Raw genomic sequence first — 18,344 nt, forward strand, 5'->3', positions numbered from 1 at the left:
CCATCCTTCACCGTTTACAATGCACTTGCATTACAAACATATCGCGGGAGGCCACGGTGACCGTGCAGATGACGCACAACGGCGAGGTCCAGATCGCGTACGAGACCTTCGGCCCACCCGCCGGTGAACCGCTGCTGCTCATCATGGGCCTGGACTTCCAGATGGTGTACTGGCCGGACGGATTCTGCCAGGCGCTGGCCGAACGGGGCTTCCACGTCGCCCGCTTCGACAACCGGGATGCCGGGTTGTCCACGCACTTCTCCTCGCCCAAGCAGGAGAACCCGTTCAGGGTGCTGTTTCGCGGCAGTGCCCGGCCGGTGTACACCGGATCTGACATGGTCGACGACGGCCTGGCCGTCATGGATGCCCTCGGCTGGGACAACGCCCACCTGTGCGGCGCCTCGATGGGCAGCGGACTCGCACTTGCCGCCGCGGTCCTGCACCCGCAGCGGGTGCGCACGGTGACCACGTTCGCGGGCGGACCCCTGGGGAAGATCAACGTGCTGCGCTACGTGCAGTTCGGCGTGTTCCCCCGCTTCGCCCGGATCAAGCACCCCGACACCGACGAGGGGGCGATCCGCACCCTGGTCGACATGATCCGCCTGCTGTCATCGCCGAACCATCCGTTCGACGAGCAGTGGGCCCGATCCGCGGCCGAGATCAGCCACGCACGATCCCCACGGGACCCCGGCACGACCCAGCGGCAGACCGCCGCCGGACACAACCTCGGCGACGTGGCCCGCCGACTGGGCGAGATCACCGCACCGACCCTGATCATCAACGGCGCCGACGACCCGCTCATCCGACCGTCCGCGGGAACCGCACTGGCCCGCCGCATCCCCGGCGCGCGGGCGGTCGTCTACCCCCGCGTCGGGCACCTCTTGCCCGAACACGCGTGGACCACGATGGCCGACGCCGTGGCGGCACAGGCAGGCGGGTGATCGAAGGCCCGCGGTCACCGCCACCCAGCACAAAGCCGCCGAAGCCACCGCCCGACTCCGGCCACCACCGGTCCGATCGGACCCAGCCCGAAACCACAGGTCAAACCCGACACAGACCACGGAACGCACACCGACGCGCCTGACGGTCAGCGAGCGGGACCGGCGTGAGTTCGAGGCGCGGTTCGATCCGCCGTGCCGGGAGGGCGAGGAGCGGATTCCTCCGGCAGCGAGCCCAGCAGTGTGAGGGCATCGGCGCTCGGCGAGCCCGGTTCGGCGTGGTAGACGACGAGCAGTTGCCCGGTGGCGCCGGTGACGGCGAACTTCTCATAGTGCAGTTCGAGGTCGCCGACGATCGGGTGGCGCATGCGGTGTAGGCCGCCGCCCGGATGCGGCTTGGCGTCGTGGCGCGACCAGAGTCGGCGAAACAGGTCGCTCTTCACCGACAGTTCGCCGACCAGGTCGGTCAGGCGCGGGTCGTCGACGTCCGGGCCGACCATCACCCGCAAGGCGGCGACCAGACTGCTGACCCGGTTCTGCCAGCCGGGCAGAAACTCCTGCACGGCAGGGTCGAGCAGCACCGAGCGAAGAATGTTGCTACCCGGGGTGAAGATTGGCGACAACGCCACGGCGAGACGGTTGGCCGCCAGGACGTCCTGGAGCGGACCCTGCACGTAAGCCGGGGTGTTGTGCCAGGCGTCGAGCAGAGGTTGCACGCCTGGTCGGATCCGCTCGGGGCGCCGCCGCCGAGGCGCCTCCGCAGCGCCGAGCGCGTGCAGGTGCGCGGTGGCGTCCTCGTCGAGGCTGAGCGCGCGGGCGATCGCATCGAGCACCTGAGGTGAGGGACGCCGGTCGCGGCCTTGCTCGAGCCGCGTGTAGTACTCGGTGCTGATCCCGGCGAGCATGGCCAGTTCGTCCCGTCGCAGCCCCGGCACCCGCCGATGGCCGTTGTCGAGCAGCCCGACATCCTCGGGCCGGATCAGCTCGCGCCGGGCCCGCAGGTACTCCCCGATCAGGTTCACGCTCCCGACCATAAGCCGGTTCGGGTCCCCTCTGGGTAGCCCTGGCAGCACCCGTCTCACCAGGGGAATGGTTGATTTGCCAGGATTCGGCGCACGCTACCGGCATGACTTCACGGACTTGGCTTATCACCGGCGCCAATAGCGGTTTCGGCCGGCACCTCAGCGAGCAGATCCTGTCCCGCGGCGACCGAGTCGTCGGCACCTTCCGCGCTCTCGGCAGCGTCGACGATCTGTCGGCCCGCTGGCTGGACGCCTTCCGCGCGGCCCACCTCGACGTCACCGACCCGGCCGAGATCACCGCGGTGGTCGACGAGGCCTGGGCCGCCCTGGGCCGGATCGACGTCGTGGTCAGCAATGCCGGGTACGGCCTGATGGGCGCGGCCGAGGAGTTGACCGACGAGCAGGTAGTGCACCAGGTCGCGACCAACCTGACCGGCTCGATTCGGCTGATCCGGGCCGCGCTGCCGCACCTGCGCCGGCAGGGCGGCGGCCGGATCCTGCAACTCTCCTCGGTCGGCGGCCAGGCGGCATGGCCGGGCGGGTCCCTCTACCACGCCACGAAGTGGGGCGTGGAAGGTTTCGCGGATGCGTTGGCGGGCGAGGTGGCCCCGTTCGGCATCGGCGTCACCATCGTCGAACCGGGCGGCGCCCGTACCAACTTCCGCTACGGCGGTTCAGTGCTGGCCGACCGCATCAAGGCCTACGACGGCACACCCGCCGCAGGAATCCGCCGCATCCTCACCGAACGCACGACCGAAGGCATAGGCGACCCGGCCCTGATGGCCACCGCGATGATCGCCAGCGTCGACCAGGACCCGGCACCCCGCCGCTTGGTCCTGGGCAGCGACGCCTACCAGGCCATCGAAAACGCCCTGACCGCCCGGCTGGCCGACGTCCGTACCCAGCGCGAGTCGGCGGAGGCGACGGACGCCCCGCTGGAGGGCGTGATCACAGGCGGCCCGACCGACCTGGACGGTTAAGGGCAACGGCGGGCCGCTGGCCCGCGACCTGTCCGTGCCGTCGCAGCCCTCGTCCGACCGGACGGGATGTCCTCAGTACGTCAGTGCCGCCACGATCACGTCGGCCAGGCGGCCGGCCTGACTGCCCGACTCGTCGAGGTCCGGTCCGCAGCACCGCTGGATCGGGTGCGCGCTCGTGCCGCCGGCTAGGTGCCGAGACGCTGAGCGCCTTGACGATGGGCACAACGTCTTCGACCGGCCGGTCTACTCGGTCCAGGTAGCAGAGCTGAGCACATCACGCACGCCCGGTAGTATTCGCGCTCAGTGGATTTCCCTCGGATTGCGCCTGCCATCGCCCTCCGGCTTTCCTCCGCGACGTGCATACTTCCAGGCACCAGGAGCACTTGATCAGCTGAACGCTATGCCCCCGTGCGGGCGCAGGTGTGCGGCCGCCCGGCGTCACCGCTCGCACACGCCGATTCAGCCACCTTGTCGATCAAGACCGCCCATCAAAGGAGCCCGATCCGGTGACGACGACAGCTTTCGACGATCATGAGCGGTCGCAGTGGGCGGGCCGGGCGGCGGCATACCAGGACAGCTTGGCTTCCTTGTGCGCCCAACCCGCCGAGGTCCTGTTGGACGCCGCCGACGTCAAGGCATGCACCCGGCTGCTCGACGCCGGCACCGGCACCGGCACCGTCGCTGCCCTGGCATGCTCGCGCGCCGCACAGGTCACGGCCATCGACGCCGAGCCCAGCATGCTCGCGCTGGCACGCCGACACGCTCCTGACGCCGACGTCCGCCACGCGATCCTGCCCGACCTGCCCTTCACCAACGACTCCTTCGACGCAGCCGTGGCCAACTTCGTCATCAACCACGTCGGCGATCCCGCAGCCACCCTTGTCGAACTGCAGCGCGTCGTGCGCCCCGGCGGCCGCATCGCCGTGACGATCTGGCCGTACCCGCCACCACCGGCCCAGCAGCTCTGGGGCCGGATCTTCGACGCCGCCGGCGTCGAGCGCCCACCCGATTTGCCCAGGCTCGCACCCGCCAAGGACTTCTCCAGAACCCGCGACGGACTGTCCGAACTGCTGCATCGCACCGGGCTCGACGACGTGCGCTGTGACACGATCACCTGGATCCACCGGACCGACCCCGAGGCATGGTGGAACGGACCGGCCAACGGCATCGGCACAACGGGAGCGCTCCTACAACGTCAGGATCCGAGCACAATTGAGCGCATCCGGTATCAGTACGAACAGCACAGCACCGCCTACCGCGACCCCGACGGCGACCTCGCACTGCCCACCGCCGCCCTGCTCGCCTCCGGCTCCGTGATCTGACGGACGCGCGTGGGCAGACAGGCATCCGCCCGCCGCTCGCCGAGAGACCAGGTGCGGCACCGGCAGGCCGCTGACGAGGTGCCTGTGATCAGGTCCTTTTCCAGCGGGCCCCCGGCCCGAACCCGCCGTGCCTGCTTTCCGGGCAACGGGCTCTTCCAGTGACCATCTCGTGGGCGCCATGGCGCCCACGACGGACGACGGCGCCTGTCTGCTCGGCGAAGTTGGCCGATGCTGTTTAAACGAGTGTTCGGTCGCTGCTGCGTGGGTCTTCGACCCGGCGGTTGCGGTAGATCTCGCCCCGGTTGGCCTCGGCACGCCATGGGCGGGCAAGGTCGAGCGCGATGTGGAACTCGGGCGCATCGCGATCGAGGACGACGGTGGCCAGATGCGCCGGGGCGGCGACGGCGGTCAACTCGCTTCCGTCGGGACCGATGATCGCCGAAGGCATCAGATCGGCGCTTTGCGCAGGAACCGACAGACTGAGCCAGTAGTTCTGGATCGCGGCGTGCGCCTGGGCTTTACGGAAAAAGATCTTGTCGACCGGCCAAGCGGACAGCAGCAGACAGTCCACGCCGAGGCGGTCGTACTCGGCGAACAGTTGCGGGAAGTTGACCTCGATGCAGATGGCCAAGCCGAATCGGTAGCCGTCGACGTCGAAGACGATCGGCTCGAAGCCGGGGCTGTAGAAGCGGGTGATCTCGGTGTTGGAGCAGAAGCGCTTGTCGTAGCGGGTGACGACCTCGCCCTGGTCGGAGATCACATAGAGGCTGTTGTGCGGGCGATTCGGCAGCGTGAGCGGATGCGCCGAACCCAGCACGACCCACATCCTGAGTTCGGCGGCCAGGTCTGTTACGGCGTTGAGTTCGTCGCGGACGGCGTCCCAGTCGACGTCGTCCCAGTTGGCGATCTGTTCCTTGGCATACCCGGACAGGAATCCCTCGGGGAACTGGATGAGTCGGACGTCCGCTGCGGCGGCTTCACGCATCAACTCGCGGACGATGCGGCCGTTCTCGCAAGCGTCGGCCGTTCCGGCGGGTTGAGTGGTGGCGATCTTCAGCGTCATCGCGGCATCCTTCCATGCTTTCCGCTCGGTGCGCTGCCGCGAGGTTCCCCGCTGCCTTGTCGACACAGACATCATTCGGGCCTTGTGGCGGGCGCTGGCCTGGGCTTTGTTTGCGAGGTCGGGTCCCACCTCGATCGGGTGTTTCGATGTTCGCGAGTTTCGGACCCACCCCACGTGATGGAAGCATCGGCGGCGCCAACGACAAGTGTCCGTTGCCAGCGAAGTTGAACTCTTTGCCACTACATCTGGTTCGGATGAGGTTTCTGCCACTACAGTTGGTCCGCCCTGATGATCGAGTCTGGAGTGGACGGTGGCGTTGGCCCGGCCTGTGGCGGCGGAACCTGGCCGCCAGGAGTTGGTGGTGGAGTTCGCCGGGGATGCTGGCCGACGGCGTGAGCCGTTACGGGGCTGCCAGGCGATGGCATTCGAGGATGTCGAGCCGGTACGGCGTTTCCGCTGGTCGAAAGGGCGACGGGAGTTCGCTGGGTGGTGGTGGTCGGCTACAACTGGCCGGCATGTGGGGTACGAGTCCTGGCTTGAGCGCGACAATGTGATGCTGCTGGACTTCGACCGGCGGGTGGTAGGGATGGCGTCGCAGCCGTTCTGGCTGCACTGGTCAGACGGGACGCGGGCGCGCCGGCATGCGCCGGACTATTTCGTGCGGCAGGTGGACGGGACCGGCGTGGTGATCGACGTGCGGCCGGATGAGCGGATCGAGGAGGCCGACGAGCAGGCGTTTGCTGCGACTGCCAGGGCGTGCGCGCAGGTGGAGTGGGAGTTTCGGCGGCTCGGGGTTCCACCGGTGGTGTTGGCGAGCAACGTGCGCTGGTTGTCGCGTTATCGGCATCCGCGGTGCGGTCAGGACGTCGATGTGGCGCAGCGGCTGGGTCAGGTGTGTCAGCGTCCGCGGCCACTGTTCGAGGCGGCTGCGCAGGTGGGTGACCGGCTGGCGGTGTTGCCGGTGTTGTTCCACCTGTTGTGGCGGCAGATGCTGCAGGTCGAGTTGGCCGGCGAGTTGTTGCACGCGGGCAGCCTGGTCAGTGTTGGCCCTGCCGGGGCTTGGCGGTGAGTGGGCGGGGGCGGCTGGGCCCTGGTGATCGGGTCCGGGTCGACGGCACGCTGTTGACGGTGGTCGGGGTCGCGGGGCCGGCGGTCCGGCTGGCTGATGTCGATGGCACGGTGAGCACGGTGCCGCTGGCGGTGCTGCAGGCATCGCCGGGTTTCACGGTGATCGGTGCGGGAGCACCGTTGGCGGTGCCGGCGACCGGAACGTTGGAGGGTGTCCCGGCCGCTGCGGTCGAGCAGGCGCGCTGGTGGGAGCAGCACATCCTGGAGGTGCTGCACGGCCGTCGTTGTGACGACGAGGGCGGGCAGTCGCGGCCGGAGTATGACCCGGCAGAGCGGTCGCTGGCCGGTCGGGAGCGGTCGAAGGTTGCCGAGCTGAACGCGGCCGGTGTCGCGGTGACGCTCAGCACGGTCCGTCGGCATCGGCTGCGCTATCAGGAACAGGGGTTGTTCGGTCTGGTCGACCAGCGGGTGGCGCGCCGCACGCCGAGGTTCGGCAGGGTGGACGAGGCGGTGGTCGAAGCGATGCGCGCGGCGATCGCCGAGACCACGGACGCGTCTTCGCGCACGGCCGGGTTCGTGTTGTGGCGCACCGAGCAGTTGCTGGCGGCCCGGGGTGATGCGGTGCCCGTGCCGTCGCAGCGCACGCTCTACCGGCTGTTCGACAAGCTCGCGGCGGGCAAACACGTGACTGGATCGGCAACGACCCGCCGGTCGTTGGCCAACCGGCCGGACGGACCGTTCGGGCAAGTGACGGCGTCCGCGCCGGGTGAGCTGATGCAGATCGACTCGACGCCGCTGGACGTGCTGGTCCTGCTGGATGACGGGGTGGTCGGCCGGCTGGAGCTGACCGGGATGATCGACGTCGCGACCCGCACTGTCACCGCCGCGGTGCTACGGCCGACGACCAAGGCGGTCGACGCGTCGGTGTTGTTGGCCCGCACAGTGACCCCGGAACCGATGCGCCCGGGCTGGGTGGACGCGCTGCGGATGTCGCGCTCGGTGTTGCCGCACCAGCGGCTGTTGAGCATCGATGAGCGCCTTGAGCACGCGGCGGCCCGGCCCGTGATCGTCCCCGAGACGATCGTGTGTGACCACGGCAAGGTATTCGTGTCGCACAACTTCCGGGCGTCCTGCCGGTTCCTGGGGATCAACTTCCAACCAGGACATGAGGCAACCCCCACCGACAAACCGCACATCGAGCGGATGCTGGGATCGGTCGCCACCGGGTTCGCGCAGTTCGTCGCCGGCTACACGGGCGCGAACACCGAACGCCGGGGCCGCAAGGTGCAGGATGGTCCGTTGTGGTCGATGCTTGAGCTGCAGGAGTTACTCGATGAGTGGATCGTCGCGAAGTGGCAGAACCGCCCGCATGACGGGCTGCGGGATCCGGCCAGCCCAGGCCGGGCGTTCACCCCGAACGAGAAGTACGCCGCGCTGATCGAGGCGGCCGGCTACGTGCCGGTCGCGTTGTCCGGCACCGACTACATCGAACTGCTACCGGCCCGCTGGCAGGCGATCAACGCCTACGGCATCCGGATCAACCACCGCACCTACGACGCCGAAGCCCTCAACCCGCTGCGCGGGCAACCGTCCGGGGTGACCGCGAAGAAGGAACGATGGCAGATCCACTACGACCCATACGACGTGTCCCGGGTCTGGGTCCGGGATCCGGCCGGCGGCTGGATCCGTGCGCTCTGGAAACACCTGGACCGGGTGCCGACCCCGTTCGGGGAACTGGCCTGGGATCACGTCCGCAAGGGCCTCCCGGAGGCCACCGAGGCCGAAATCGCCGACGCGGTCAAAGCCTTGTTGCAGCGCGCGCACCAGGGACCGGCGGCACATGCGGCTACCGCCAAGAAGACCGCCCGGCGCGACAAACGGGTCGCCGCCCGCACCCGGGCCGCCGCCGCGGCGATGCCGGCCGCGTCCGTTCCCGCCGACGAACCCGGCGAGGACCAGCAGACCGCGACAGCACGGCAGGAGACACGCCTGGCGAAGGTGATCCCGCTGCCGCTGTTCGACCCGTTCGCCGAGGCCGATAAGCCGTGGTGACCCCAGCGGCGGCCACCGCCGAGCACGGTCCTCACGCTCGGGGCGGGCCACATCACCTGACCACTCTGCAGGGCTGGCGGCAGTTCACTACCGCACCGGTCGCCCTGCCTCCGGCGATCAGCCAACAGCGGTGGTCGGCCCTGTCCGAGGCGGACCAGGCCCGCCACGACGAGGACCGCCTCGACTACCACACCCGCATGGCCGTGGTTGCCACATCCGCCCTGCAACAGGTGATCCACGCCGGCCGCCGGCTGACCCTGCTCAACCGGCACGCGATCAGCGCCCGCCGCGGCCTGATCCTGTCCGGCCCGGCCGGCACCGGCAAGACCACCGCGATCACCCAGTTCGGCAAGGCCCACGAAGCGATCGACCGCCGCCGCCACCCCGGACTGCACGACCGGATCCCGGTCATCTACGTCACCGTTCCACCGGCCGCCACTCCGCGGATGGTCGCCGTCGAGTTCGCCCGGTTCCTCGGCCTGCCCTTGACCACCCGGGCGAACATCACCGACGTCATCGAGGCCGTCTGCGGTGTTGCCCTGGACACCCACGTCAGCGTGGTATGCATCGACGAAATACATAACCTGCAACTGGCCACCCGCAACGGCGCCGAAGTCTCCGACACCCTCAAATACTTCTCCGAACGGATCTCAGCCACCTTCATCTACGCGGGCATCGACGTCGAACGGCAAGGACTGTTTACCGGGACCCGCGGCCGGCAGATCGCCGGCCGGTTCTCGCTGATCCGCACCACCGCGTTCCCCTACGCCGACGAGTGGCAAGGGCTCGTCGCGTCGCTGGAAGCCGCGCTACGGCTACGCCGGCACCGCCCCGGCAGTCTGCCCGAGTTGGACCGCTACCTGCACGACCGCACCGCCGGAATGATCGGCAGCCTCTCGCACCTGATCCGCGGCGCCGCCGTTGACGCCATCCTCACCGGCACCGAAGCGATCACCAAGACCGTCCTCGACCTTGTCGAACTCGACCACGCCGCCGACAGCCAACACACCACCAAACGCCGCCGCCGATGACCGGAACCGACCTACCACGGCCGCTGCCGATCCGGCCACGACCGCGCACCGCCGAAACGACGGCCTCCTACCTGCGCAGGCTCGCCCACGCCAACCACCTCCGCCCCAAGGTCCTGGACCGCTACCTGCGCGGCGGACAACCCGACGGCCCGATCCGGCTCGACTGGTTCGCGGCCCTCGCTGGCCGACACCCCAACGACCTGGCCAAAGCCCTCGCCGAGCACCGCAGCGAACATCTCCCCGGACCCATGCCAGATTCATCGGGCGAATCGCTCCGGCAGCGACAGGCCCGCATAGCGCTGTTCACCGCGATCCGCCGTGACGCCACCAACAACCCCGCGCTCTCGCTGCGGTTTCTGGCCGAACGTCACGGCGTTCACCGTCGCACCGTCCGAACAGCGCTCCGGACGCCGACCCCACCGCCCCGCAAACCGACAGCCCGGCGAGGATCACGACTTGACCGGCACCAGGCAATCATCGACACCATGCTCACCGAGCCGCCGCCGGGACACCAGCGAACCACGATCCAGCAGGTCCACGACCACCTCACCAATACCCTGCAGCTCAACGTCTCCTTCTCCGCCGTGAGCGCCTACGTCCGCAGCCGGCGCAAGCACCTGGACCAGATCGGGAAACCCGGTCGTCACCCGTCGGCCCGCTGAACCAGGATGACCAGTTCCGCCGGACCTTGACGTGCTTCGCCCAGCGCGACCTCCACGTGACGGCGACATACCAGCCTGCCGACCGGTCTGGCCGTTCCAGTTCGCCGAGTCGGCGCCGTACCTGTTGCTCGCTGGCCTGCTGACGGCGTCCTGTTTCCGGCGGCTACGCCACGTGGCCGGCTGAGCGCGACCGGGCGGGCGATCGCCGGGCTCCACCCGGCCATCGGGGCGTAGCTCGGTCCAGCGTTTCTCTCACCCTGCGCCCGGCCCGGCCGCCGGGTGGCCGCGGTCCGCGGACGCTCGCCGTGCGCGGTCGCCAATCCTGGCGCTTTCGCCCTCGTCGCCAGCCGGGAGCGGCATGGCGAGCGGGGCAAGGCGCGGCAGGCCGAGCACGACGGCGGCATCTCTATAGTCGCCAGCGCCGTAGACACGCGCTATCATACTCAGTATGATACGGGTCATGATTTCGAGTGTGGTGATCTCGTGAGCATTCGGCACGCGCTGCTGGCGCTGCTCAGCGAGGGCCCGAAGTACGGTCTGCAGCTGCGCGAGGAATTCGAGGCGCGGACCGGCGAGGTGTGGCCGCTCAACGTCGGGCAGGTCTACACGACGCTGCAGCGGCTCGAGCGGGATGGGCTCGTCGAGTCCGACGACGACGCCGAGCCGGGCCCGCAGAAGGGCTTCCGGATCACGGCGGACGGTGCGGAAGAGCTCGCCGGCTGGCTGCGGACCCCGCCCGACCTGAGCTCGCCACCCCGGGACGAGCTGGTCATCAAGGTCCTGATCGCAGTACGCCTGCCCGGAGCCGACGTGCACGAGGTCATCCAGAGCCATCGGCGGTACCTCATCGAGCTCATGCAGCAATGGACCCGCCTCAAGGAGGAGGAGGCCCACCTGGACCTCGGCCTCGCCCTGGTGGTCGACGCCGAGCTGTTCCGGCTCGACTCGGTCGTGCAGTGGCTCGACAGCGCCGACGGCCGGCTGAAGCGGGCCGCGCTCGATCCGCCGGCCCCAGCGCCGGCCGTCGCACCGCTGCTGCGGCGCCGCGCGGGGGTGCGCCGATGACCGGGGTGCTGGAACTGCGCGGGGTCTCCAAGACCTATCTCGACGGCGCCGACGAGGTGCACGCCCTGCGGGAGGTCCACCTCACCGTCGAGCCGGGCAGCATGGTCGCCGTCATGGGCCCCAGCGGCTCGGGCAAGAGCACGCTGCTCACCATCGCCGGTGCGCTGGAGACGCCGACCGCCGGCGAGGTGATCGTCGCGGGGCAGCCGCTCTCGGCAATGTCCCGCGACGACCGGGCCCGGCTGCGGCGGCGGGCCATCGGCTACGTCTTCCAGGACTTCAACCTGCTGCCCGGCCTCACCGCCGCCGAGAACGTGGCCCTGCCGCTCGAGCTCGACGGCACCGGTGCCCGCCAGGCCCGTGCGGCCGGGCTGCGCGCCCTCGCCGAGCTCGGCCTGGCCGAGCGCGCCACCCGGTTCCCCGACCAGCTCTCCGGCGGCGAGCGGCAGCGGGTCGCGATCGCCCGCGCCGTCGTCGGGGACCGCCGGCTCCTGCTGGCCGACGAGCCGACCGGCGCCCTCGACTCGGCCAACGGCGAGGCCGTCATGCGGCTGATCCTGGCCGCTTGCAAGCGTGGCCTGGCCGCGGTCGTGGTGACCCACGACGCGCAGCTGGCGTCCTGGGCCGACCGGGTCGTGTTCATCCGCGACGGCCACATCGTCGACCGCACCGGCCCCCGACCGGGCCCCGACTCGCTGCTGGCCGAGGAGGCCACCCGATGACACTGGCCGTGCAGGACAAGCCGGTCGAGCTCGGCGCGGGCCACGGCGGCATGCCGGCCCGGCGCGCGGTGGTCCGCTGGGCCTGGCGGCTGTTCCGGCGCGAGTGGCGCCAGCAGAGCATCGTGCTCGGCCTGCTCCTGGTGGCCGTGGCGGCCACCGTCGTCGGGCTCGGCGCGGTGGCCAGTGCCCCGTCCCAGGCGGCCGTCTTCGGCACCGCCGACCACCTGGTGACCCTCGGCAGCACCGGCACCCAGCTGGACACCGACCTCGCCACGCTGCGCAGCTCCTTCGGCGCCATCGACGTGATCGAGCACACGAAGCAGCGGATCGCGGTGCCCGGCTCCGCCAACGGCGTCGACCTGCGCACCCAGAACCCCGGCGGCCCCTACGGCAGCCCGATGCTCCGGCTCAACCAGGGCCGCTACCCGCACGGCCCGGGCGAGCTCGCTGTCACCGATCGCACCGCCACGCTCTTCGGCCTGCACGTCGGCGGCACCTGGACCCAGGCCGGCACCACCTGGACCATCGTCGGCCTGGTCGAGAACCCGCTCAACCTGGCCGACCTGTTCGCCCTCGCCGCACCCGGCCAGATCGAGGCCGACCACGTCGACGTGCTCCTCCGAGCCCCCGACCGCGTCTTCCGCAACCAGCCCCGCCCGGACGGCGCCAACGTTCAGGTCCGCTCGCCCGAGACCGACGCGGCGGCCGGCGTCGGGGTGCTCGCCCTGGCGACCATCGGGCTGGTCTTCGTCGGCCTGCTGGCGGTCGCCGGCTTCACCGTCATGGCCCAGCGGCGGCTCCGCGCGCTCGGCATGCTCGGCGCCATCGGCGCCAGCCACCGCCACATCCGGCTCGTCCTGCTCGCCAACGGGGCAGTCATCGGCGGCGTCGGAGCTCTGGCCGGAGCCGCGGTCGGCGTCGCCGCCTGGGTCCTGCTCGGCCCTCAGCTGGAGCCTCTGCTCGGCCACCGCGTCGACCGGTTCGGGCTACCCTGGACGCCGGTGCTGATCGCCATGGGGCTGGCCACCCTGACCGCGCTCCTCGCCGCCTGGTGGCCGGCCCGCGCCGCCGCCAGGATGCCGGTCGTCGCCGCACTGTCCGCGCGGCCGGCACCGCCGCGCCCGGCCCACCGCTTCGCCCTCGTCGGGGCCGGGCTGCTCGTCCTCGGCCTCGGCGCGCTGGTCCTGGCGAGGCAAAGCCGGCCGCCCTACATCGTCGCCGGGGTGCTCGCCACCGCGATCGCGCTGCTCCTGCTCGCTCCCGTCGGGGTCGCGATCATCGGGCGGATCGCCCGCCACGCACCCCTCCCGGCGCGGCTGGCGATGCGGGACCTGTCGCGGTACCGCGCCCGCTCCAGCGCCGCCCTCGCGGCGATCGGGCTGGCGATCGGCATCTCGGCGGTCGTCGCCCTGTCCGGCGGCGTCACCGTCGCGAAGGCGGCCGTTCCCGGCAGCGGCAACCTGCCCACCGACCAGATCCTGGTCTGGCTGTCGCCGGACGGCCTGAACGGGACGATCCCAGAGCTCACCGCAGCGCAGGCCGACACCATGCGCAAGCAGGTCGACGCCATCGCCGCCGACCTCCAGGCCACCTCCGTGCTCCCGCTTACTGGCGGCATCTCACCGGACGCCCCGATGGAGCATGGCGGCAAACCGGCGGTCATCCTGGCCCGGCCACACCCGACCGGCAACGGCGGCGCCTCCTACAGCAGCAGCGACGCCATCCCGCTGTTCATCGCCACGCCGGAGCTGCTGACCTACTACGGCATCGACCCGGCCGGCATCGCCGCCGGCACCGAGGTGATCACCGGGCGCCCGGACGTCAACGGCTACGACGTCATCCCGATCCGCAAGCGCGACTTCCACCCGAAGGCCCAGCACGTCCCGCTGCCCACCACCTACACCTCACTGCCGAACACGCTGCTCACCGACCACGCCGTGACCACCCTCGGGCTCACACCGGGCCCGGTCGGCTGGCTCGTCAAGGCACCGCGGCCGCTGACCACCGCGCAGCTCGACAAGGCCCAGCAGCAGGCCGTCGCGGCCGGGCTCAACATCGAGAGCCGCCCGACCGGCGCGGACCAGACCCGGCTGGCCGCCTGGTTCACCGCCGCGGGCATCGCGGTCGGCCTCGGCGTGCTCGCCATGACCGTCGGGCTGATCCGCAGCGAGACCGCCCGCGACCTGCGCACGCTCACTGCGGCCGGCGCGCCCCGCCGCACCCGCCGGGCCCTCACCGCCGCCACTGCCGGGGCGCTCGCGCTGACAGGGGCGGTCATCGGCACGGCCGGCGCCTACCTGGCGATGCTGGCCTGGTACGCCCGCGAGCTACACTGGCTGGCCGACCCGCCGCTGGCCAACCTGGCCGCGATCCTGGCCGGGCTGCCGGTCATCGCCTACGCCGGCGGCTGGCTGCTGGCCGGACGGGAGGCACGGACGATCGCCCGCCAGGCCCTGGACTGACTGTTGCTCGGCCCGCCGTGTCGCCCGGGTCGGCGGCATAACCGAGTTCGCGCACATCGCGATCCGGACGGCGGCGGGCCGGCTCGTCGCACGATCACGAGCCCTCCTCGACGCGCCCGGCCGGCTTCGTCTGACATGAGCGTCTCTTCACAAGCGGGCCCGCGCCGCATCGGTGAGCCAGGCAAGCCCCGGTCATCTGGAGCCCTGTTCGGGCCGGCGCCCTGGCGACCGCCGGTCGGCGACCGCACCGGCGATTCGGTCGAGCTCGTCGGCACTGCAGAGGCCGCTCGCGTCCTCGGCTATCCCGGGCCGCCGATCGCAAAGCGAACACCGGCTCAGCACCTGCCGCGACCAAATGACCGACCCGGCGCCGCACCCCGACATCCCCACCCAAGCCGAGCGCCAGGCGCTCAACGCCGCCCTGCACACCGCTGGTGCCGAAACCGGTTTCTGGGACAACCACGGCCGCCCCGCACCCTGACCCGACGACATCGAGGACCGGACACCCGACATCCACCAATCCCGGACCCCCGCCCCAGGGCAAACGCCTTTCTGAGCATCCCCGCCAAGTCCGCAGCCAGTCCCATTCCATGAGCCCAGGCCAGGGGAATTACGTGAGCGTCCACACCCAGGAATGGACCGGAACCGAGGACCACTGGCTCGGCGGCACCGCCACCATGTGGTGGAGCCACGCCGACGCGGCCACCTACCGTCACTGGATCACCCAGGCCGGCCTGACCATCGACTCCGAACAGTTCGTGCCCGAAGGAGACAGCGGCCACCAACTCTTCTGGGCCCACCGACCCGAAGATTCGGGCCAACTTCACTGACAAAAGGCCCGAACAAACGACGACTTGACCTCGAAGCCGTCACGACGCCATTGACATCGAATCTGATCCGACCTGCTCACAGAGGCCGAAGAGGACCAACTTCAGTGGCAGCGGACAACAAGCTCGCCCAGATCGACAACGGGACCCGGAACGAACCCGCCGCTCTCGGAATGCCGCCTCGCCCGGCAGATTTGTGACGTCAATCGGACGAAACGCCGAAGCCGCCCCGGATTCGGCCGTGCCGCTAGCATCGGATCCCGTGATCATATGGATGAACGGCACCCACGGCGCAGGCAAGACAACGACCAGTGCACTCGTGCAGCAACTGATCCCGGATTCACGGGTGTTCGACGCCGAGAAGGTCGGCGAGACGCTCATGGACATCACGCCGGGGCTGCCCGAGACGGACAACTTCCAGCACTGGCCGCCGTGGCGGCCGCTCGTCGTCGAGACCGCCCGCCGCGTTCTCGACTACACCGGCGGCACTCTGGTGATCCCCATGACCGTCCTGGTCGAGCAGTACTGGCGCGAGATCAGCGCGGGCCTCGACCAGCATGCCATCCCGGTTAGGCACTTCGTCCTCCACGCCGACCAAGACACCCTCCGCGGGCGCATCGAGAGGGAACACCCCGTCCCCTCGCCGTTCCGCCTCAAATACCTCGAGCCCTACGCCGAGGCGGCCCGCACGTGGCTACACGCCGAGGCCGAGGTCGTCGATACCACGCACCTCACACCCGCCCAGGCTGCCCTGCAGATCGCAGAAGCCGTCAAGACCGGACTACCTCGTGATTGATGATCATCATTAGCTCAGGAGTCGATCCCTTCTACTGCCAGCCCGGCCTGCAGGGCGCTCACGAGAAGGGCGGAGTCGGCTGGTTCCGCCGCAACCACCTCGTCCCCGTCCCTTCTCTGAACTTGCGCGTGAGTGGTCACCGAGCCCTGAACGTCAGTGTTTGCGGTGGAGTTCGTGGTAGGCGCGAAAGTCGAAGAAGCGCAGACCGTCGACCACGGCTCCGGATTCGATTTCCTGCAGGGTCCAGGGATGGGCGGAGTAGTCGTCAATCGCCACGCCTCCGCGCTCAAGCAGCAGCGCGACCAGTTGGTGAACCTCTGCCGTGCCGTCGATGCGACCAGAGATGTCGATCTGGACCGCCCAGGTGGGGTGGTGTCCGACGGTCGCTTCGAGGACCGCCACGTCGTCTGGGTCCCAGTCGGCGAAGAGGTGGCCGGTCTGCCCATCGTCGATGTTGATGTAGAGGTTGCCAGCCAGAGTCCACGGATCGCGCTGCTGCGGCAGGTGCCGATCAAGTGAGGCGACGGTGTCGGCTCGTTCACCTGCAGGGAACACGAACACGCTGCGCATGAGTGGAGCGTATGTGGTGTGGTTTTCCGGCGACCTTGGATATTCGCGGCTGTCTGGCTTCGTCCGTGAGAACGGGACCCGTTTGTCGGTGAGCTCGGGTCCCACCAGCCGACGTCCGTTCTTGTGCGGCACGCCAAGGTCGATGCTGCCTACGCCGCGCAGGCGGTCAGGCAGGCCGATGCCTGGCAGCAGGCGCTCACCGCCGGGCGCAACCCGCGGCTGCCGGGTCTGGCGGACGCACCCGCGTCCACGCAGTTGAGCGCGGTGACGTCGCTGCGCAACCGGCTGCGGTTCACCGCGTCGAACGCCGCCGCGCCGGCGACCATCACAGCGTATAACCCGAACGACCCGAACACGTTCGCGATCCGTGGGAGCCGGGGTTCCCGTGGCCTGTACTGGTCGGGCATGGTCCTGATCTACGAGGCGCAGTACTGCACGAGCACGTGTCAGGTGACGGATCGGTACACGGCGAACGTCACGGTGAACCCGGGGGCCACCACGAAGCGGTTCAACGGCAGCAACCTGTATTTCCCCGATTCCGGGAACTTCCAGAACAAGCACTTCAAGATGTGGTCGGTGTGCCAGGGCTCCGTTTGTGGCTCGGCGGACACGGGCAATCTGCCGAACGCGAGCGTCGACTACCTGAGCGGCTACGGCGACCGGCACGGGAAGGTGCTGACCAGTGCCGTGACGCTGTGGGTGTACTTCGCGCCGCGGTCGGCGTACGAGTCGGGATGGCGCGAAGACGCACGACGCGGACTGCGAAGCGGTCGGTGTCGACAATGCGTGTCGGTATAGTTACTGACCATGGCCGACGACGGGCAGGTCACGCGGTCGGATGTGCTGCCGGTGACGGTCGCCGAGTTCGATCGGTTGTTGCTGGCTGATGAGCGGACCGTGGTCGCGATGGCGGCGGCTCGCGTCCTGCCCACGGCACTCGTCTTTCAGTTTCTGATCCGGCTCAAGGACAACGACGGCGGCACGAATCCGAACCTGGCGTTCGACCTTCCGCATCTGCTACGTCCTGGGGATCTGCGGCTCGGCGTTCGGGCGCAGACAGCGTCCGGTGTGATGGACGTTCCGGTGCATGTGGCCGGGGGCGGTGGCGGAGACGGGAGCTTCGAGTTCAAGATGTGGTTCGAACTCCCGGACGGTGCAACGGCCCTGCAACTGTGGTCTGAGTGGCCGGAACGGGACCTGCCGGAGCGCGGTACCGACCTGGACCCGGACCTCATCCGCCAAGCGGCGGCCCGCTGCGCGCCGCTGTGGTAGGCGCCTACAACAGCTGGGTCGGCGAGCGCACCGTCTACGCCGCCTTCCCCGGCAAGGCCGACCTCTTCCGGCACGTGCTCGACGTGGCCACCGTCGGCGACGAGCGGCCCGTCGCGGTGGCAGACCGGCCGGAGATCCGGGACGCCTTCGACGAGACCGACCCGCGCGCGGCGATCGGCCGGGCGATCGACTACACGGTGGCGCTGTTCGAGCGGGCCGGCGACCTCATCATGGTCACCGTGCAGGCCGCCGACGCCGGGTCGCGCGCCACCCGGCAACTCTGGCTCACCCTGACGCAGGCCCTGCACAACGAGGGCGCGCTGCGGGCCGGCCTGAGCGCGCAGACGGCCACGGACATCCTCTACGCGCTGGCCTCACCGCACACCCATCAGCTCCTGCGGCGGCACTGCCGGTGGAGCCTGCAGCAGTACCGCACGTGGCTGACCGGCGCCGCGACCCAGCAACTGCTGGGCGGAGCGTAGGGGCGCTACG

The 18,344-nt window shown here is 69.9% G+C and carries 19 protein-coding genes; 16 read left to right on the plus strand and 3 right to left on the minus strand.

The features are described 5' to 3' along the window. Positions 1-56: 56 nt before the first annotated feature. Positions 57-941 carry an alpha/beta fold hydrolase gene (locus ACGFI8_RS37835; protein ID WP_392812055.1) on the plus strand — a complete coding sequence of 295 codons (885 nt, stop codon included), beginning with the start codon at positions 57-59 and terminating at the stop codon, positions 939-941. 146 nt (positions 942-1,087) lie between these two features. Here the strand turns inward: ACGFI8_RS37835 and ACGFI8_RS37840 are convergent, their stop codons facing one another. Next, positions 1,088-1,960: a helix-turn-helix domain-containing protein gene (locus ACGFI8_RS37840; RefSeq protein WP_392812057.1), complete on the minus strand. Its 873-nt coding sequence runs from the start codon at positions 1,958-1,960 to the stop codon at positions 1,088-1,090. A gap of 104 nt (positions 1,961-2,064) precedes the next feature. On the opposite strand from ACGFI8_RS37840, the gene ACGFI8_RS37845 reads away from it, so the two are divergent. Beyond that, positions 2,065-2,940: an SDR family oxidoreductase gene (locus ACGFI8_RS37845; protein WP_392812058.1), complete on the plus strand. Its 876-nt coding sequence runs from the start codon at positions 2,065-2,067 to the stop codon at positions 2,938-2,940. A gap of 506 nt (positions 2,941-3,446) precedes the next feature. Beyond that, positions 3,447-4,262 carry a class I SAM-dependent methyltransferase gene (locus ACGFI8_RS37850; RefSeq protein ID WP_392812060.1) on the plus strand — a complete coding sequence of 272 codons (816 nt, stop codon included), beginning with the start codon at positions 3,447-3,449 and terminating at the stop codon, positions 4,260-4,262. A 235-nt stretch (positions 4,263-4,497) separates the two neighbouring features. On the opposite strand, the gene ACGFI8_RS37855 is transcribed toward ACGFI8_RS37850, so the two are convergent. Then, complete coding sequence (locus ACGFI8_RS37855; RefSeq protein ID WP_392812061.1) at positions 4,498-5,325, minus strand: carbon-nitrogen hydrolase family protein; 828 nt, start codon at positions 5,323-5,325, stop codon at positions 4,498-4,500. A gap of 418 nt (positions 5,326-5,743) precedes the next feature. Between ACGFI8_RS37855 and ACGFI8_RS37860 the strand changes: the two genes are divergently transcribed. From ACGFI8_RS37860 to ACGFI8_RS37905, 10 genes are all read left to right on the plus strand, one after another. Beyond that, the gene (locus ACGFI8_RS37860) at positions 5,744-6,394 is read left to right on the plus strand and encodes a TnsA-like heteromeric transposase endonuclease subunit (protein WP_344613918.1); all 651 of its coding nucleotides are present in this window, start codon (positions 5,744-5,746) and stop codon (positions 6,392-6,394) included. A 59-nt stretch (positions 6,395-6,453) separates the two neighbouring features. Beyond that, a complete protein-coding gene (locus tag ACGFI8_RS37865) occupies positions 6,454-8,445 on the plus strand; it encodes a Mu transposase C-terminal domain-containing protein (RefSeq protein WP_344613917.1) in 1,992 nt (663 codons plus the stop codon). Continuing rightward, positions 8,442-9,476, plus strand: coding sequence for a TniB family NTP-binding protein (locus ACGFI8_RS37870; RefSeq protein ID WP_392812063.1), 1,035 nt, complete (start codon positions 8,442-8,444; stop codon positions 9,474-9,476). Before ACGFI8_RS37865 ends, ACGFI8_RS37870 begins: the two co-directional genes overlap by 4 nt. Beyond that, positions 9,473-10,138, plus strand: coding sequence for a hypothetical protein (locus ACGFI8_RS37875; RefSeq protein WP_392812065.1), 666 nt, complete (start codon positions 9,473-9,475; stop codon positions 10,136-10,138). The genes ACGFI8_RS37870 and ACGFI8_RS37875 overlap by 4 nt, the downstream gene beginning before the upstream one ends. A 483-nt stretch (positions 10,139-10,621) precedes the next feature. After that, the gene (locus tag ACGFI8_RS37880) at positions 10,622-11,203 is read left to right on the plus strand and encodes a PadR family transcriptional regulator (RefSeq protein ID WP_344613913.1); all 582 of its coding nucleotides are present in this window, start codon (positions 10,622-10,624) and stop codon (positions 11,201-11,203) included. Continuing rightward, positions 11,200-11,925 carry an ABC transporter ATP-binding protein gene (locus tag ACGFI8_RS37885; protein ID WP_392812067.1) on the plus strand — a complete coding sequence of 242 codons (726 nt, stop codon included), beginning with the start codon at positions 11,200-11,202 and terminating at the stop codon, positions 11,923-11,925. Before ACGFI8_RS37880 ends, ACGFI8_RS37885 begins: the two co-directional genes overlap by 4 nt. After that, positions 11,922-14,387 (plus strand): FtsX-like permease family protein, encoded by a 2,466-nt coding sequence (locus tag ACGFI8_RS37890; protein ID WP_392812069.1) that lies wholly within the window; start codon positions 11,922-11,924, stop codon positions 14,385-14,387. The genes ACGFI8_RS37885 and ACGFI8_RS37890 overlap by 4 nt, the downstream gene beginning before the upstream one ends. A gap of 355 nt (positions 14,388-14,742) precedes the next feature. Continuing rightward, on the plus strand, positions 14,743-14,868 hold the full coding sequence (locus tag ACGFI8_RS37895) for a hypothetical protein (RefSeq protein WP_344613910.1): 126 nt from the start codon (positions 14,743-14,745) through the stop codon (positions 14,866-14,868). Between the two features lie 133 nt (positions 14,869-15,001). Beyond that, a complete protein-coding gene (locus tag ACGFI8_RS37900) occupies positions 15,002-15,217 on the plus strand; it encodes a hypothetical protein (protein WP_392812071.1) in 216 nt (71 codons plus the stop codon). A gap of 271 nt (positions 15,218-15,488) precedes the next feature. Next, positions 15,489-16,010, plus strand: a complete 522-nt coding sequence (locus ACGFI8_RS37905) for an ATP-binding protein (RefSeq protein WP_392812073.1) — start codon at positions 15,489-15,491, stop codon at positions 16,008-16,010. Positions 16,011-16,163: 153 nt separating this feature from the next. On the opposite strand, the gene ACGFI8_RS37910 is transcribed toward ACGFI8_RS37905, so the two are convergent. Further along, entirely contained in the window at positions 16,164-16,580 is a 417-nt protein-coding gene (locus ACGFI8_RS37910) for a hypothetical protein (protein ID WP_392812141.1), read from the minus strand. Positions 16,581-16,703: 123 nt separating this feature from the next. Here ACGFI8_RS37910 and ACGFI8_RS37915 point away from each other — a divergent pair, with 123 nt between their 5' ends. From ACGFI8_RS37915 to ACGFI8_RS37925, 3 genes are read left to right on the plus strand one after another with little or no spacing between them, the layout of a single operon-like run. After that, a complete protein-coding gene (locus ACGFI8_RS37915) occupies positions 16,704-17,378 on the plus strand; it encodes a hypothetical protein (protein WP_392812074.1) in 675 nt (224 codons plus the stop codon). A 9-nt stretch (positions 17,379-17,387) separates the two neighbouring features. Further along, positions 17,388-17,852: a hypothetical protein gene (locus ACGFI8_RS37920; RefSeq protein ID WP_392812075.1), complete on the plus strand. Its 465-nt coding sequence runs from the start codon at positions 17,388-17,390 to the stop codon at positions 17,850-17,852. Continuing rightward, positions 17,846-18,334, plus strand: coding sequence for a hypothetical protein (locus ACGFI8_RS37925; RefSeq protein WP_392812077.1), 489 nt, complete (start codon positions 17,846-17,848; stop codon positions 18,332-18,334). Before ACGFI8_RS37920 ends, ACGFI8_RS37925 begins: the two co-directional genes overlap by 7 nt. The last annotated feature ends 10 nt before the right edge of the window (positions 18,335-18,344 follow it).

It is taken from the genome of Dactylosporangium sp. NPDC048998, assembly GCF_043197855.1.
GTDB lineage: Bacteria > Actinomycetota > Actinomycetes > Mycobacteriales > Micromonosporaceae > Dactylosporangium.